Origin of the sequence: Cryobacterium zhongshanensis, assembly GCF_022760445.1 — a bacterium.
Lineage (GTDB): Bacteria > Actinomycetota > Actinomycetes > Actinomycetales > Microbacteriaceae > Cryobacterium > Cryobacterium algoricola.
In genome coordinates this window covers 647,631-663,538 of the sequence record NZ_JALGAR010000002.1, presented here as the reverse complement: position 1 = coordinate 663,538, position 15,908 = coordinate 647,631, and the positions used below count along the sequence as shown (strand labels likewise).

The 15,908-nt window shown below is 70.3% G+C and carries 13 protein-coding genes; 6 read left to right on the top strand and 7 right to left on the bottom strand.

Annotated features, from left to right (window positions below; all coding sequences use genetic code 11):
* Window positions 1–138 precede the first annotated feature (138 nt).
* A complete protein-coding gene (locus MQH31_RS11425; protein ID WP_243012138.1) occupies window positions 139–2,277 on the top strand; it encodes a hypothetical protein in 2,139 nt (712 codons plus the stop codon).
* Between the two features lie 46 nt (window positions 2,278–2,323).
* Here MQH31_RS11425 and MQH31_RS11420 read toward each other — a convergent pair whose 3' ends face one another.
* From MQH31_RS11420 to MQH31_RS11410, 3 genes are read right to left on the bottom strand one after another with little or no spacing between them, the layout of a single operon-like run.
* Window positions 2,324–2,644, bottom strand: a complete 321-nt coding sequence (locus tag MQH31_RS11420) for a metal-sensitive transcriptional regulator (RefSeq protein ID WP_243012137.1) — start codon at window positions 2,642–2,644, stop codon at window positions 2,324–2,326.
* 1 nt (window position 2,645) lies between these two features.
* Window positions 2,646–2,948 (bottom strand): rhodanese-like domain-containing protein, encoded by a 303-nt coding sequence (locus tag MQH31_RS11415; RefSeq protein ID WP_243012136.1) that lies wholly within the window; start codon window positions 2,946–2,948, stop codon window positions 2,646–2,648.
* On the bottom strand, window positions 2,945–4,729 hold the full coding sequence (locus MQH31_RS11410) for an FAD-dependent oxidoreductase (protein ID WP_243012135.1): 1,785 nt from the start codon (window positions 4,727–4,729) through the stop codon (window positions 2,945–2,947). Before MQH31_RS11410 ends, MQH31_RS11415 begins: the two co-directional genes overlap by 4 nt.
* Window positions 4,730–4,821: 92 nt before the next feature.
* On the opposite strand from MQH31_RS11410, the gene MQH31_RS11405 reads away from it, so the two are divergent.
* Window positions 4,822–6,126 (top strand): O-antigen ligase family protein, encoded by a 1,305-nt coding sequence (locus tag MQH31_RS11405; protein WP_243012134.1) that lies wholly within the window; start codon window positions 4,822–4,824, stop codon window positions 6,124–6,126.
* 70 nt (window positions 6,127–6,196) lie between these two features.
* A complete protein-coding gene (locus MQH31_RS11400; RefSeq protein ID WP_243012133.1) occupies window positions 6,197–7,522 on the top strand; it encodes an O-antigen ligase family protein in 1,326 nt (441 codons plus the stop codon).
* Between the two features lie 15 nt (window positions 7,523–7,537).
* On the opposite strand, the gene MQH31_RS11395 is transcribed toward MQH31_RS11400, so the two are convergent.
* Window positions 7,538–8,530 carry a glycosyltransferase family 2 protein gene (locus tag MQH31_RS11395; protein ID WP_243012132.1) on the bottom strand — a complete coding sequence of 331 codons (993 nt, stop codon included), beginning with the start codon at window positions 8,528–8,530 and terminating at the stop codon, window positions 7,538–7,540.
* Between the two features lie 2 nt (window positions 8,531–8,532).
* A complete protein-coding gene (locus MQH31_RS11390; protein ID WP_243012131.1) occupies window positions 8,533–9,702 on the bottom strand; it encodes a glycosyltransferase family 2 protein in 1,170 nt (389 codons plus the stop codon).
* 58 nt (window positions 9,703–9,760) lie between these two features.
* Here MQH31_RS11390 and MQH31_RS11385 point away from each other — a divergent pair, with 58 nt between their 5' ends.
* From MQH31_RS11385 to MQH31_RS11375, 3 genes are read left to right on the top strand one after another with little or no spacing between them, the layout of a single operon-like run.
* Window positions 9,761–10,636, top strand: a complete 876-nt coding sequence (locus MQH31_RS11385; protein WP_243012130.1) for a glycosyltransferase family 2 protein — start codon at window positions 9,761–9,763, stop codon at window positions 10,634–10,636.
* Complete coding sequence (locus MQH31_RS11380; protein WP_243012129.1) at window positions 10,633–11,790, top strand: hypothetical protein; 1,158 nt, start codon at window positions 10,633–10,635, stop codon at window positions 11,788–11,790. Before MQH31_RS11385 ends, MQH31_RS11380 begins: the two co-directional genes overlap by 4 nt.
* Window positions 11,787–12,938, top strand: a complete 1,152-nt coding sequence (locus tag MQH31_RS11375) for a glycosyltransferase family 4 protein (protein ID WP_243012128.1) — start codon at window positions 11,787–11,789, stop codon at window positions 12,936–12,938. Before MQH31_RS11380 ends, MQH31_RS11375 begins: the two co-directional genes overlap by 4 nt.
* Here MQH31_RS11375 and MQH31_RS11370 read toward each other — a convergent pair.
* Window positions 12,914–14,095, bottom strand: coding sequence for a glycosyltransferase family 4 protein (locus MQH31_RS11370; RefSeq protein WP_243012127.1), 1,182 nt, complete (start codon window positions 14,093–14,095; stop codon window positions 12,914–12,916). The two genes, MQH31_RS11375 and MQH31_RS11370, sit on opposite strands and share 25 nt — an antisense overlap.
* Entirely contained in the window at window positions 14,088–15,620 is a 1,533-nt protein-coding gene (locus MQH31_RS11365) for a DUF2142 domain-containing protein (RefSeq protein ID WP_243012126.1), read from the bottom strand. Before MQH31_RS11365 ends, MQH31_RS11370 begins: the two co-directional genes overlap by 8 nt.
* Window positions 15,621–15,908 lie beyond the last annotated feature (288 nt).

Genomic DNA, 15,908 nt, shown 5'->3' with positions numbered 1-15,908 from the left:
ACGTCTCGTACGACTCGGTTGAGTCCAAACTATCAAGGCCACCACGGATGCCCGGCGACGGCCGTCCTTGACAGTCCCGACCTTAACCGGTTTAGTGGGGAGTGCTGAACCGGTTCAGTACTCGAAGGAGAGTCACCCATGACGCACAATGCCGTTCGTTTCCGTCCCACCCCGCTTCGATCCGCCCGGGGCCGATCCGCGCTGGGCTCCGTCGCCCTGGCGAGCGCGGTCGCCCTGCTCCTGTGGGGAGCGGGTGCGGGAGCCGCGGCAGCGCAGCCCGGCCGGCCCGCCGCATCCGCTGCAGCAGACACCGCAACCGCTGCCGCCGCCGGCCAGCCGCTCACGAACCTCGCGCACCTGAACGTCCTGCTCGACGCGGTTCCCCTCGCGCAGACCGCTGAGCACACGACCTGGCGCCTCGCCGAGCAGCCGACGGCGCTGGCCCCCTGGACCTACGCCAACCGCAACGCCGACGGCAGCTACACCCGCATCGGCGGCGGCTCCCTCGATGCCGCCACCGGCCACTGGACCCAGGGCGCATACAACGCCGACGACATCGCACGCACCGCCGTCGTCTACCTGCGGCACTGGAAGCTCACCGGCGACGCGGCGAGCCGGGACCACGCCGTGCAGACCCTGCGCGCCCTGACCTATCTGCAGACCGCGACCGGCCCGAACGCCGGCAACGTCGTGCTCTGGCAGCAGGCCGACGGCACGCTGACCCCGAGCGCAACGCCCAAGGAGCTGCCGGACCCGAGCGACTCGGCGGAGTCGTACTGGGTCGCCCGCACCCTGTGGGCCCTCGGCGAGGGCTACGCGGCCTTCGCGGGATCCGGCGCCGGCGCAGACCCCGCCTTCGCCGCCTTCCTCCAGGACCGGCTGCACCTCAGCCTCGACGCGCTCAACCGGCAGTCCCTCGCCCGCTACGGCACCTTCGACGTCGCCGACGGCGTGAAGGTCCCGGCCTGGCTCGTGGCGGGCGGGGCGGATGCCTCGGCAGAGGCCGCTCTCGGCCTCGCCGCCTTCAGCGCGGCCGACCCCGGCGACACCGTGGTGCGCACCGCGCTCACCCGGCTGACCGAGGGCGTCGCAGCGATGTCCTCCGGTTCGGTCACCCAGTGGCCGTTCGGCGCGATTCTCCCGTGGAACAAGTCGCAGTCGCTCTGGCACGCCTGGGGCGGCCTGGCTCCTGCCGCCGTCGCGACGGCCTCGACCGTGCTCGGCCGGCCCGACCTGCTGAAAGCCGCCGTCGCCGACTCCGCCCAGTTCACCCCGCAGCTCCTCGCCGCTGGCGGGGCGGACAACGCGTGGAGCCCGACCCCCGGCGAGGCGCAGATCGCCTACGGCGTCGACTCCCGGGTCGAAGGCCTCGTCGCGACCGCGAAGGCCGCGAACGCGCCCGGCCTGCTCGACGTCGCCGCGATCTACGCCGGCTGGTTCTTCGGCGCCAACCGCAGCGGCCTCCCGGCATACAACCCGGCGACGGGCACCGCGATCGACGGCATCGAGCGCGACGGCCGGGTCAACCCGAACTCGGGCGCCGAATCCACGATCCACACCCTGCTGACGATGCTCACCCTCGACGCGAATCCCGCGCTGCGGGCCAAGGCGCTCGGAATCGAGAAGACCGTCGCAACCGCAGGACTCAGCGTCGTCGAAGCCGAGTCCGGCATGATCACCGGCGGCTCGGTCGTCACGCCCGCATCGGCGTGGACCGGCGAGGCCAACCTCTCCGGCGGTGCATTCGTGAGCCTCACGAAGGGCGGGTCGCTCAGCGTCCCGGTCCCGGCGAGCGACCAGGCCCGCAACGTCTACCCGATCGTGAACCAGACCGAAGGCCGCTCAGGGACCACGAGCTGGGCATCCGCCCGGACGGCGCTCGGCAGCACGGCGAACGGTGGCGCAGGGGCGCAGGGACTCACGGATGCCCCCGGCCGCCTGATTCCGCTCTCACTGTCCCGCACGCTACCGGCCGGGGCCACCGCGGTCACGGGCACGTCGAGCGGGGCGGCGGCGATCGACGCGATGCTGCTGCAGCCGCTCGTGTCGACGGTCACGGTGACCGGAGCGGCCGGCGATTCGACGCTGTACGTGAGCGCCGCACGGGAGTCCAGCGTGCGGCCCGTGCTCGTGCCGCGCGGGTTCCGGCTGGAACAGGCCGCGTACGACGCCGCGGGCCGGCCCGTCGCCCACGCGGATGAGCGCGGGAACCCGGCGCGGGCATCCGTCACCGTCGCCCCCGGCGGCTTCACGGTCACCCACCTCACCCGCCGCTGACGCCCCGCCCCGCCCCTGACCGGTGGTCCGGGGCGGGCGCGAGGGGTCAGGCGAGGGTGAGGAAGAGCTTCTCGAGCTCGTCGACCGTGAGCGCGTTGGGAGTGTCCGGGTTGTCGATGCAGTCGCGCATCGCGGTCGACACGATCACGAAGCCCGCCTTGTCGAGGGCGCTCGACACCGCGGCGAGCTGGGTCACGACGTCCTTGCAGCTGCCGCCGGACTCGACGGCTGCGATCACCGCGCCGAGCTGGCCCTGTGCCCGGCGCAACCGGTTCAGGATCTTCTTCTGGTTCGCGGCGTGCGCGGCCCCCTGCACAGCGCCAGCCGATACAGCGGCATCCGCTACGGCGACAGTTTCAGTGGTCATCTCAAGCCTTTCCGGAAACGGGCAGCCCGGCGCGCTGCCACGCGTCCATGCCGCCGACGACGTTGATCGCGTCGATGCCCTGCGCCGCGAGGAAGCCGGTCGCCTGGGCGCTGCGCCCGCCGAGGTGGCAGACCACGTAGACGGGTCCCGTGTGTGGCACCTCGTCGAGGCGCTGCACGAGCTCACCGAGCGGGATCAACTGCACTCCCTCGGCGTGGACGGAGTCGTACTCGGCCTGTTCGCGCACGTCGACGACGGCGGGGTGGTCGAGCGCGGCGAGTTCCGTGACGGTGATTTCCTTCATGCGACGATCCTTTCGGTGGGGAGAGCAGGAGCAGCGGGAGAAACGGGGAGAACAGAAGCGGCCGAAGAAGCCGAAGCAACCGCGGCGCGCGGCGATGCGGCGAGCGCTGCGGCCCCCGCTGCCCAGGTTTTGTAGCCTCCGTCGAGGTTACGCACCTCACGGCCGAGCTGGCTGAGCAGCCGCGCCGCGGTGTGACCGCGCTGCCCGACCTGGCAGTGCACCACGAGAGACCCGGCCGGCAGCTCGCCGAACCGGTCGCGCAGCTCGTCGAGCGGCACGTTGACGGCCCCGGGGATGCTCCCGGCGGCGAACTCCCCCGCCGTGCGCACGTCGACCAAGGTCTCGCCCGCGGCGAGCGCCGCCGGCAGTTCGTGCCACTGCAGGCTGCGCGTGGTACCGGCCGCGAGGTTGTCCGCGACGTACCCGAGCTGGTTGATCGGGTCCTTCGCCGAACCGTACTGCGGCGCATAGGCGAGCTCGAGCCGACTGAGAGCGGATGCCGTCAGGCCGCCGGCCATCGCCGTCGCGATCACGTCGATCCGCTTGTCGACCCCGTGACCGCCCACGATTTGGGCACCGAGGATCGCGTCCGTCGCGGCATCGACGAGCAGCTTGACCGACATCGGCTCGGCCCCCGGGTAGTAGCCGGCGTGGTCGCTCGGGTGGGTGTGCACGACCCGGTGCGCCCGGCCGGTGGCCAGCAGGCGGCGTTCGCTCCAGCCGACCATGGCCACGGTCGTCCCGAAGACGCCGACGATCGCGACGCCGAAGGCGGGCTCCGCGGCGACGGCGACCCCGGGCGCGCCGGCAAGGCTGTCGCCGGCGCTGTCGGCGATGCTGTCCGCGGCGGCGCGGCCGTGCCGGTTCGCGAGCCCGGCCATCGCGATCCGGGTCGGCCCACCACTGATCGCGTCGACCTTCTCGGCGCCGTCGCCGACGGCGTAGATCAGCGGGTCGCTCGTCCGCTGGGTGTCGTCCACCCAGATCGCGCCGCTCTCGCCGATCCGCAGACCGGCCGCGGCGGCGAGAGAGGTGTCTGGGAGCACTCCGGTCGCCTCGATGATCAGGTCCGCCGCCACATCCGTTCCGTCGCTGAGCGTCACGCGACCGGCGGATGCGCTCCGCACCGAGGTGTCCACCCGCACGTCAACGCCGTGCGCCTTCAGCACCGCGGCGACCGGGGCCGCCATCTCGGGGTCGAGCGGCCCGAGCACCTGGCCGGCGAATTCGACGGCCGTGACGTGCACGCCGCGACGGACGAGGTTCTCCACGGCTTCGAGGCCGATGAAGCCGGCGCCGATCACGACGGCGGAGACCTCGACCGTACCGCCCGGCCCGGCCGCCTCCGTGAGCAGCGCGGTGATCCGGTCGACGTCGTCGACCGTGCGCAGGGTGTACAGCGGCACGTCGGACCCGGCAGGAAGCACACTGCGTGTGGTCGCCCCGGCCGCGAGAACCAGCCGGTCGTAGCCTTCGGTGCTGATCCGCCCCGTGACCGTGTCGCGCACGCTGACCGTCCGGGCCGCGCGGTCGATGCCGGTGACCTCGTGGTCGATTCGCACGTCGAGCCGGAAGCGACTCGCGAGCGACTCCGGCGTCTGCAGCAGCAGCGCCGACCGGTCTTCGATCAGTCCGCCCACATAGTAGGGCAGCCCGCAGTTCGCGAAGGACACGTAGTGCCCCCGCTCGAATACGATGATTTCTGCCGCTTCGTCGAGCCTGCGCATCCGCGTCGCGGCCGACATGCCGCCGGCCACTCCGCCCACAATAAGAATCTTCATGGCTGAACTATACCCCCATGGGTATAAATTTGTCTGGATGGCCCGACACCCGGCAGCAACCGGGAGGGAACCCCGGCAGTACTCTAGGACTCATGCCCGCCGTGCAGAGCCGTCTCGTCGTCCGGTCCTTTGCGACGCTCGTGTTCTTCACGGCCCTCGCCGGTCAATTCTGGCGCAACCTGCTCGGCTGGTGGGGCTTCGGCGCCATCGCGCTCGTCGTCTTCGTCGGCAGCGTCGTATTGCTCGCCCGCCTGAAGCCGGACTGGGTGTGGGCCAAGTTCCCGCGCTCGATCGGCGTCTTCCTCGTCATCACGACGCTGTCCATCGCCTGGTCGTTCTACCCGGGCGCCTCGGCCATCGGCGTCGCCGTGCTCTGGGCCACGACGATCGCGGCGCTCTTCCTGGCCCTCGTGCTCAGCTGGGCCGAACTGCTCCGCACCCTGGCCGCTGCGCTCCGCTGGGTCATCGCCCTCTCGCTGCTCTTCGAGGTGATCGTCGGCGCCTTCGTGCGGCAACCCGTGCTCCCGCTCTGGGTGTCCTACCCTGGCGAGAAGATCCCGGACGCGTTCTACTGGTCCCGCGGACTGCTCTTTCACGGTGGCCCGATCGAGGGCATCGTCGCCAACCGCAACCTGCTCGGCTTCGTCGCGCTGCTCGCGGTCATCGTCTTCGCCGTGCAGCTCGCGGCCCGCTCTGTTCGGCGCGGCTGGGGCATCGCCTGGCTCGCCGCCGCCGCGGTCGTGCTGGTGCTCACCCGCTCGGCCACGGTGACCCTCGCCGCCGGTTTCGTCGCGATCGTGCTGCTCTTCGCGCTCTGGACCCGCCGCCGCGGCCCGCAGCGGCGCCGCCCGGTCTATCTCGCCGCCGCCGGCCTCATCGTCGCGTGCGGTGTCGCCGTGGCGACCCTGTCGCCGTGGCTGCTCAGCCTCTTCGGAAAGAGCGAGGACCTCACCGGCCGCCTCGACATCTGGGCGAGCGTCACCGACCTCGCCGTGCAGCGCCCCGCATTCGGCTGGGGGTGGGTCAGCTACTGGGTGCCGTGGGCCGAACCGTTCGCCGGCCTCGCGAGCCGCAAGGGCGTCGTCTACCTCCAGGCGCACAACGCCTGGCTCGACGTCTGGCTCCAGGTCGGGGTGATCGGTCTCCTCGCCTTCCTCACCATCGTCGCAGGGGCCCTCTGGCGGTCCTGGTTCCTCGCCGTCGACCGCCCGCGCACGAGCGTCTCCGACACCGCCCCGTACACCGTCTCCGCCCTGCTCCCGCTGCTCCTGATGGCCGCGCTCATCGCGCAGAGCGTCGCCGAGAGCCGGCTGCTCATCGAATACGGGTGGGTGCTCCTCGTGCTCGTCAGCGTCACGACGAAGCGGCAGCAGGTCCTCAACCGGCCGATGCCGTAGACATCCGCTTGGCCGTCGACGACCGACGGGACCGGGCCGAACGGATGCCGGCGGGTACCCTAGGAAGCCCATGAACTCCCGCGCGCACTCCCCCGAACTGCCGAGGGCACTCATGCGGCTCTTCCGGGGCCCGCCCTTCGCCACGGCCCTGACCCAGGCGTCGATCGCAACGGCGTTCGGTGCGGTCTTCCTGCGCGGGCTGATCGGCTGGCCGGGCCTGATCGGCGTGCTCGCCGGGCTCGTCGTGCTCGCCGCGTTCTCCCTCGTCGCCCGGAGGAGACAGATCGAGTGGCACGGCCTGCTGCCGATCTCGATCCTGGTGTTCCTCGGCTGGTGCGCGCTGTCCCTGCTCTGGACCGGGTACCCGTTCGCGACGGCGATCGGACTGATCTACCAGCTCGCCTTCGCGTTCCTCGCGCTCTACATCGTGCTCGCGCGCACCATGATCCAGATCGTGCGGGCGACCGGGGACGTGCTCCGGGTGCTGCTCGCGACCTCCCTCGCCCTCGAAATCGTCGCCGGCCTGCTGCTCGACGCACCGATCCGGTTCCTCGACATCCAGGGGCACCTCGACGAACTCGGCCCGATCCAGGGCATCTTCGGCTCCCGCAACGCGCTCGGCTTCGCGGCTCTCGTTGCGGGTGTCACGTTCGTCATCGAGCTACGGACCCGGTCGGTGCGGCGCGGAGTGGGGATCGTCTCGCTGATCGGGGCGACCGCCTGCCTCCTGCTCACCGGGTCACCGGTCATCTTCGTCGTCGCGGTCTTCGTCGGCCTCGCCGGACTCGCCCTGACCTGGCTGCGCAACACGCCGCAGCCGCGTCGCAGGCTGCTGCAGTTCGCCCTGCTGGGACTGACCGTCGCCGCCGGGGTCGTCGCCTTCCTCACCCGCGGGGCGATCGTCGAAGCGCTCAACGCGCGCAGCGAATTCGGCGTGCGCGCCACCCTGTGGCGGGAGATGTGGCGCCTCGTGGGCCTGCACCCGCTCGAGGGCTGGGGCTGGTCCGGCCTCTGGCCGGGCACGGCGACCCCGTACGGCTGGCTCGACTTCAGCACCCACCGCCACTACGAGACCGGGCTCAACGCCTTCCTCGACGTGTACTTCCAGGTCGGCCTGATCGGCTTCCTGAGCTTCCTGATCCTCGTCGTGCTCGCCTTCTGGCGATCCTGGGTGCTCGCCTCCAACAAGCGCACCCTCGTCTACGCGTGGGCGCCGCTCATCCTCGTGGTGCTGATCGTCACGAGCCTCGCGGAGAGCACCGTGCTCGCAGAGGCCGGGTGGCTGCTGCTCCTGATCTGCGCCCTCGCGGCCGCGCAGGGCAAGAGCTGGCGGAGCTCCCTGCAACCCAAGCCCCGCCCACCCGAGACCGACGACGAGGTCGACTACCCCGCGTGAGCCGTCGACGCGCAACTAGACGGGCTGGGTGAGGTCCCGGAGCACGTCGGGCAGGCCGAGGCCGAAGCGGGAGTAATCGCCGGCACTCCAGGCCCGGAACACCGGGGGCAGGCGGCGCAGCCGCGAGGCCGGCAGCCCGCTGCGCATCCGCTCGTGGGCGAGCTTCGCGTTGATCCGTCCCAGCACGTCCGCGGACGGCCGCGGGCGGAGGGCCACCGAGCGCTCCTGCAGAACCCGGGCACGGGCGAGCAGCCGGGCGTTGCGGGCGGTCCGCGGCGCGGTCAGGCGGCCGAGCCGACCCGCGGCGTCCAGCGAGGACGCCCCGATCTGGTTGCCGTCGTGCTGGCGGTAGTCCACGAGGGGCTCCTCGAGCAGGTCGACCGTGCCCGTCGCCGCGGCGACGATCGCGAGCCATTCGTCGTGCACCCACTCCGCCGGGAACGGCCGCGCCCGGGCCGCCAGGTCGCGGCGCAGCACGAGGGTCGCCCCGGTCACGATGTTCCGGCGCAGCAGCGCGTCGATGGCGGACCCGGAATGCACGGCGTACCGGTCCGCCGACGAGACCCTGAGGGTGTTGAGCAGGGTGACGCCCAGCGGATGCCCGTCCGAGTCCACGAGCCGGGCATCCGTGTGCAGCAGCGCCAGCTGGGGCCTGCGCTCGAACACCGCGGCGATCTTCGCGAGCCGGTCGGCGTGCCAGACGTCGTCCTGGTCGCTCAGCGCGATCAGGTCGCCCGTGCAGGCCGCGATCGCCTGCTCGAAGTTGGCGGTCACGCCGAGGGCGACCGGGTTCCGCAGAATCCGCACCGCGACGGTGACGGCCGGGTGGTCGGCCCGCCAGGCGGACCAGACCCGGTCGATGACGTCGAGGGTGTCGTCCGTGGAGTTGTCGTCGGAGACCACGATCTCGGCGGGCGGCCGCGACTGGTTCAGGATGCTGAGCAGCTGTTCGGTGACGAAAGCAGCACCATTGTGGGTGCAGAGCGCCACGGAGACCGAAAGGGGCACGGCTAGACGCGCTTCAGGCCGACCGACAGCACACCGAGGAACAGCCCGGCCATCACCGTCTGCGCGCCGAGCATCATCAGGAGCGCAGCGAGGACGGCGCCACGGATCGCCGCATCCGCCTCGAGTGCGCCGTAGCCGCTCGCGGCCCAGCCGGCGAGCTGGGCGATCGCGATGCCGAGGCCGAGGATGAACAGGAGCGCACCGATGATGGCGCCACTCTCGAGGCTGATCTTCTTCTGCAGGCGATCGAAGTTGCGGCTTCGGGGAATCTGGAAGCCCTCGTGTTGGGCGTAGATCTTGGTAAGAATGGCGAACAGCACGGCCTGGTAGCCGACGACGGCGAGAGCCGCGAGATAGATCTGGCTCGAGGAATAGAACCCAACGGGCCCGACGACGATCGGCCCCGCGCTGAGGAGCACCGACCCGATCATTCCGATTCCGAATGCAAGGGTCCCGGGGATCAGGAACAACCAACGCGGGCTGAAAATCAGCAGGAACCGGAGGTGGCGCCAGCCGTCGTGCCAGCTGCGGAGGTGCGGTGGGCGGCTGCGCCCGTCCTTGCTGAGGGTGGTCGGGACTTCGCTGACCCGGGAGCCGCCGAGGGTCGACTTCACGACCATCTCGCTCGCGAACTCCATGCCGGTCGTCTGCAAGTGCAGCGCGAGCATCGAGCGGCGGTTGAAGCCGCGCAGGCCGCAGTGGAAGTCCTTGATCGGCGAGCGGAAGAGCACCCGTCCGATCCAGGACAACACCGGGTTGCCGAGGTATTTGTGCAGCGGGGGCATCGCGCCCGGTTCGATCCCGCCGAGGAAGCGGTTGCCCATCACGAGTTCGTCGCCGGCCCGGAGCCGTTCCATGAACCCGTCGAGATCGCTGAAGTCGTAACTGTCGTCGGCGTCGCCCATGATCACGTACGTGCCCTGGGCCGCCGCGATTCCACCGATCAGGGCGCTGCCGTACCCCTTGTCCGCGACGGCGACGACGCGTGCGCCGTGCGCCGCGGCGATCTCTTGGGACCCGTCGGTGCTGCCGTTGTCGGCGATGAGCACCTCACCGCAGATCCCGCTTCGCTCCAGATAGGCCTGTGCCTTGTCGATGCACACCGCGAGGGTCTCGGCTTCGTTGAGGCACGGCATCAGGATCGAAAGTTCGAGGGTCTCGGTGAGTGGCATGCGTGAAACAGGTCCCGTCATTGTTGGTGCGGCTCTTTTATCGTACAGACTGTGCTTTGTGAACCTTGGACTCGTGGTGTCAACGCTTGGCCGTGTCGAGAGCCTGCGACGACTCTTCGATTCCCTCGCTGACCAGATGAAAACCGATGACGCCCTCGTCGTCGTCGCCCAACGCAACCTCCCGGAGGTGCAGGCCCTCGCGGCGGAGTTCGACTCCTCGACCTTCCGCATTTCGGTCGCCACGTCGCCCCCTGGCGCCTCACGTGGCCGCAACGCGGGCGTCGCCGCCCTGCCGGACGACCCGGGCCGGCTCCTCAATTTCCCCAATGACACCACGTGGTTTCCGCCGGCCACACTCGACCGGCTCCGCCGCCTCCCGAACGAGCTGCGGGCCGGCGCCCTCACCGTCGTCGACGAGAACGGCCCGAAATTCGTGCTGCCCGCCTCAGGCACCGCGCTCGACCAGCGCACCGTGTGGACGGTGATCGAGATGGGAATCCTGATCCGCCGTGACGTGTTCGATGCGCTGGGCGGGTTCGATCCCGAGATCGGCACCGGGGCGCCAACGCCCTGGCAGGCAGGCGAGGCCACCGACCTGCTGCTCACACTCCTGCGCGCCGAACCAGACATCGACTTCGCCTGGCAGCCGGATACCCTCTTCGTCGGCGGAATCGCCGACCCGAGCGGCCTGACGAATGCCGAGCGCCGACGAAAGCTGCGCGGCTACGGCCGCGGCCTGGGCAGGCTCGTCACCCGATGGCGGTACCCGCTGTGGTGGCGGTTCGCCTTCCTCGGCGGAGGCTTGTTCTTCGGGTTGCGCAATCACAGCACGAACGAGGCCACCGACGGGTGGTGGGTCTTCCTCGGCCGCCTGGAAGGCATGCTCGGGCATACCCTCGACCGCAACCGCACGTTCACGGCGGTGACCCGATGACCGCAGACCTGCCCTCCCCCGTGAGACTGCGCCAGGCCACGATGAGCCTGATCACCCTGCTCGGCGGCGTGTCCCTCGCCGTCATCCCCGCAGCGACGGTCTCGATCTCCTCGCGACTGTTCAGCCGGCCGGAACAGGGCATCATCGCCGTTGCGGTCATGGTCGCAACCTTCGCCGGCCAGCTCACCTTCGCGGTCGTGCTCGAGTCCCGGCTCAGCTCGGCAGCAACCGAACGCCGGGTCGTTTTCCCCCTCTGGCTCGCCGGTCTCGCGCTCCTCGCCGCGCTCGTGATCGCGGTCAACCCGACCAACCCCGTCGTACTGTGCGTCGGACTTCCGCTCCTGATCGCCGCCCTCGAGGTCGGCCGCGGTGTCTCGGTCGCCGAACGCCTCGATGTGCGCGAGATCTGGGCATCCGTCGCCGTCGGCCTCGGCGCCCTCGGCGGCGTCACCGCTGCCTTCGCGGGCCAGCAGTGGGCGCTCATCCCGCTCGTGGCCGGCATCGCCGGGGCCACGATCGTGCGGTGCCTGCCGGTCTCCCACCGGGCGAGCCGCCCCGATCCGGCCGTGATGGGCTGGGTCGTGGCCGACACGGCCATCACCGGCGTGATCTACCCGCTCTTGAACACGATGATCCTGGCCCTGCTCGGCCCCGGCGACGCAGTGCTGTTCACCGCGATCGCCACGGTCTCCGGGCTCCTGGCGATCCCGCTCAACTTCATGCGCCTCCGACTGTTGAAGGCCCATTCCCGGCTCGACATCGCCGTCTCGGGCGGCGCCGTGCTCGCCGCCGTCGTCGTCCTCGTCGTCCTCGAACGCACGGGCGCACTCGGCCTCATTTTCGGCGGCGTCTGGACGAACTCCGCGGTGCTGCTCCCCCTCGTACTCGCCTGCGGCTGGCGCGCGGCGTCGCTCGCGACCACCATCCCCTTCGCCGCCCTCCGCCGGATGGGCGAAGCGCGCCTGCTCACCGGGCTGCGCGCAGCCGTCTCCCTGATGGCCTTCGCCCTCGCCGCGATCGGGCTGGCCCTGCACGACCTCTCTGCCGTGTTCCTCGGCCTGCTCGTCGCCGAGCTGGTCTCTGCCGTGGTCTACGAACTCGCCCGGCGGCGGCGGTTGCGCGTGGCCGAACGGCTCGCGGTGGCTGCCCAGTGAGCCTGGTCCTCGTCGACCTGCTCTTCTTCACCGGGAAGAAGGGCGGTATGGAGTCCTACGTGCGCGAGCTCTACTCGCGGCTGCGGCCGACCGATCTGAACCTGACCTTCGTCGCTCTCGCCTCGACGGAACTCGCCGCCACGGACACCTCCTGGTTTCCCGGGGAGGTCGTCGACTCCGGCATCAGCGGTGAGGACCGGGTCGCCTGGGCCCGCGGCGAACTGTTCAGCGTCGCCCGCTTCGCCCGACGCCTCGGCGCCGACCTGATCCACTGCCCGGCGAACCTGGGCCCGGTGTACTCGCGCATCCCGGTGCTGCTCACGGTGCACGACCTGTTGCCCTTCCGTCACCCCGAGTACGTGCCCGGTGCCTATTCGGTCGTGCTCCGCACCATGATCCGGGTCGCCGCCCGCGGCGCCCGCCGCGTGCTGACGGTCAGCACGGCCTCCCGCGTTGACATCGTGCGCTACCTGCACGTTCCGGAAGCGCGGATCGACGTGGTTCCGCTCGCCGGCAAGCCGTCCCAGCCCCGCCCAGCCGAACCCGTCGCATCCCAACCCGCGGCACGCGAACCGGCTGAGGACCAGTCGGCTGTCGCCGAGGTCGCCCGGCTGCCGTGGCAGCTGCTCGCCGTCGGCAACCGGATGCCGCACAAGAACTTTCCGTTGCTGCTGGAGGCGCTCGCGCTCATCCCCGCCGACGCCCGGCCGCACCTGGTCGTCACCGGCAGCCACGGCGACGACCCCCTCGCCCCGCTCGTCGCCCGGCTCTGCCTCGACTCCTGGGTGTCGCTGCGCGGCTGGCTGGGAGCGGACGAGCTCGACCGTCTCTACGCCGAATCGACGATGGTCGTGTTCCCCACCCTCTTCGAAGGCTTCGGGCTGCCCGTGCTCGAGGCGATGTCGCAGGGCTGCCCGGTCGTCTGTTCGAGCATCCCGGTGCTGCACGAGGTCGCCGGCGATGCCGCGGTCTACGTCTCTCCCCTCGATGCTCCGACACTGGCGGCGTCGATCACGAAGCTTCTGGGCGACCCTGCCGAACTGCGCCGCCGGTCGGCGCTGGGACTGGCCCGCGCCGCCACGTTTTCCTGGGAGCGCACCGCCCGGCAGACCGAAGCCTCGATTCAGCGGGCCCTGGCCGCGCGGTAACGCTCGAGGATCTCCCCGACGGAAGCGCTCAGGCCGCTCTGGACCCGTTCGGCCCGGAACCACGCGAGGGTGGAGCGTCGCAGCGGTTCCCCGCCCTCGATCGCCCGCACGATCGCTGCACCGAGGGCCTCTGCCCCCACGTTCTCGGCCACAAAGCCGTTGACCCCGTCCTGCACGAGCTCGGCGGCGGCGTTGTCCTCACCCGCGACCACCACGCTCGGGGTGCCGCTCGCGGCGGCCTCGGCGACGACGAGGCCGAACCCTTCCCTGGCGGAGGGGTTCACAAGCACGCTCGCCGCGGCGAAGTGCGCGCTCAGCTCCGTCTCGCTCACCCGGCCGAGGAAGTCGACGGCGTCGTCGAGGCCGAATTCGGTGACGCTACGCCGCACGTTGGACGTCTCCGGGCCGGTTCCGACGATGGTCGCGCGCACTCCCGGCACGGTGCGCCGCGCGACGACGAGAGCCGCGGGCAAGTCCGTCAGGCGCTTGTCGGCAATGTGGCGGCCGACGAAGAGCACGGTGGCTGGGCGCTCGACCGGGCCGGCGGCATGCGCCCCCGGCTCGGCACGGTCGGCGACGTCGACCAGGTCGACCAGGCCGAGCACGACGGGGTCGGCCGCTGAGCGGTACGCCTGGACCTTGGCGCGGGTGAACCGGCTATTGACGGTGTGCAGGTCGCCGAGACGCAGCGCCACGAATTGCAAGGCGGATGCCACGGTGCCGACGAGCGGGCCGGAGTAGCGTCGCCATTTCCGCCAGCTCCACACTTCGAGCCAGTCGGTGACGAGGTAACTGCGGGTGCCGAGGAGCGCGAGCCGCACCGCGAACACGTTGAGCACCGGCAGGGCACTCACGATGACGAGGTCGTAGTCGCGCCGGTGCCGCCGGAAGTGCGTGAAGAGGCCACGGGCGAAGGCCACGGCACTCGCCGGCGTGCGGGTGCCGGCCGGGTCGTAGATGTCGCCGCGCCACACCGAGGTGATCGGGAAGGGCGCCTGCGGCACCTCTCCCTCCGCCCACTGGCCACGGGTCACGTACTCGACGGAGCAGCCCCGGTCCTGCAGCAGCTCGGCGATGCGCCGGTAGACCCGCTCACCGCCGCCGGTGTTCAGCGGGAAGATGCAGTCGTAGGCGATCGCGACTCTTGGTTCAGGCACGGACAGCCAGGTCGGGCAGGGCGTCGCTGGAGTCCGGTTCACCGTCCAGAACCTCGGCGACGGGGTCGCGCCGGGCCGCCGCCGCGCCGAGCCGGCCGACGAACACGACGAAGGCGAGGGAGACGAGACCGTAGAGACCGAACAGCACGATCCAGCCGAACGGCGGCTGCCAGGTCGGGTTCTTCCACATCGTGCTGATCGGCAGGGCCCCGCCGATCACATAACGCTGCAGCACGAAGAAGAACGCCAGCACGCCGAACGCGGCGATCAGGGCGGACCCAATCCAGGTGACCCTGGTCGACAGGAAGGCTACCCGGCGACCGTCCCGCTCCGAGAGGAGCCATCCGGCGACGACCAGCACCCCCAAGTAGAGAAATAGCCCGTATCGGCCCTGCCAGATGATGCCCGTCTGGGAGACGCTGTAGCCCTGGACGAGCGCGGGCACCAGGAGTGACGCGGCGGCAACGAGGGCGAGCAGCAGTACGTGGCGCCGGCCCATCGCCGTGAACGCGATCACAAGGAGAACCGAGACAGCGGCGATCGCGGGCCAATAGGACCATACCGGCAGGGGGGTGTCCAGCCAGCCGAAGTATCCGATCGCCTGCTGAAGGAAGTTGGGGGTCGTCCGGATCACGTAGGCGAATCCCTGGAGGAACGTTCCGCCGACGTACGGTGCGTCGGCAGCGCTCGCCTGACCGGAGAGGCTCCCACCCTTGAGCGTCCACCACAACGAAAACACGCCTCCGACTGCGATCGCCCCCAGCCACCAGTAGCTGCGGATCGAGACGAATAAGGCCTTGACTGGTCGCCAGCCACTCACGACCAGGCAGAAGGCGACCACGAGCACGACCCAGAGCGGCCCGAGTGCCCGTGCGTTGGCCAGCACGATCGAAGATACCGTGACAACGGCCCATAGATACCACCGAGGCACGGTAGACCGCCAGGGTCGTGCGGGGACATAGGCCTGCAGGAGCCGCAGCAACGCAACCCACAGGGCCAGTGCGGAGGCGACTTCGATGCCATTCGGGTTGACCGCCCCCAGCAGATACAGGTTCATCGGTGCGGCAATGAAGGCAACCGCCAAGGGCATCCACCGGGATCGCCGCCCGGAAACGGAGATCTGGAAGGCCGCGGCGATGAGGAGCGAAGCAAGCAGCGCACTGATCAGGCGCATGGCATAGATGCCCGCGCTACCCGTGAAGAGCAGGCTCGGCCAGCCGATCGCGTAATAGTAGATCGGATTGTATGTTCCGACCCAGGTCGCCGCCCAGGAGGTACCCGTAGGTTCCCCCAATTCGGCCCCACAACTGGCCGACTGGTCAGGGCGGAACGCAAAACAAAGGATCTGTGGACTGAATTCATACCCGGTGGGCAGGTCGACGACCGGGTGTCGGACTCCCTCCATCGCGTGGCCGGTCAGTTCACCACGCACCTGCGCAATCGCCTTCACGGCGTGAGCGCTCTCATCGGGGACGGAGAAGATCGGACTGGCGAGCGACCACAGGGCGGAAAGGGTAAAGAGCATGGCGAAGGCCACGGCAAAGGTCGACCACGCCCCTCGCGCGAATCGCGGTCGGTCGGACAAAGTCGGACGAGAAACCGGAATCCCTCGCGTGTCATCTTCCAGTTGGGACGTCACTTGAGTCTTGATCCGTTTCCGTCGTGGGCGCCGAGCCCACCACCGGTTGAGGGGAGAAGAAATCTTCCCCAGCGCACCCGCGTCTCCGCTGGGAAGCTCGGACATACTCTATGTCATGTCGGTGGCCCCCTCGCTCGGCGGCTCGCCATGATCCGACGCAGGTTCCCGTCGCTC

Excerpts from the sequence above, each read along its gene's own strand:
- MQH31_RS11380 (WP_243012129.1), top strand. The coding sequence starts at position 10,633 with ATGACCGCAGACCTGCCCTCCCCCGTGAGACTGCGCCAGGCCACGATG.
- MQH31_RS11400 (WP_243012133.1), top strand. The coding sequence starts at position 6,197 with ATGAACTCCCGCGCGCACTCCCCCGAACTGCCGAGGGCACTCATGCGG.
- MQH31_RS11425 (WP_243012138.1), top strand. The coding sequence starts at position 139 with ATGACGCACAATGCCGTTCGTTTCCGTCCCACCCCGCTTCGATCCGCC.
- MQH31_RS11415 (WP_243012136.1), bottom strand. The coding sequence starts at position 2,948 with ATGAAGGAAATCACCGTCACGGAACTCGCCGCGCTCGACCACCCCGCC.
- MQH31_RS11390 (WP_243012131.1), bottom strand. The coding sequence starts at position 9,702 with ATGCCACTCACCGAGACCCTCGAACTTTCGATCCTGATGCCGTGCCTC.
- MQH31_RS11420 (WP_243012137.1), bottom strand. The coding sequence starts at position 2,644 with ATGACCACTGAAACTGTCGCCGTAGCGGATGCCGCTGTATCGGCTGGC.
- MQH31_RS11410 (WP_243012135.1), bottom strand. The coding sequence starts at position 4,729 with ATGAAGATTCTTATTGTGGGCGGAGTGGCCGGCGGCATGTCGGCCGCG.
- MQH31_RS11365 (WP_243012126.1), bottom strand. The coding sequence starts at position 15,620 with ATGCTCTTTACCCTTTCCGCCCTGTGGTCGCTCGCCAGTCCGATCTTC.
- MQH31_RS11405 (WP_243012134.1), top strand. The coding sequence starts at position 4,822 with ATGCCCGCCGTGCAGAGCCGTCTCGTCGTCCGGTCCTTTGCGACGCTC.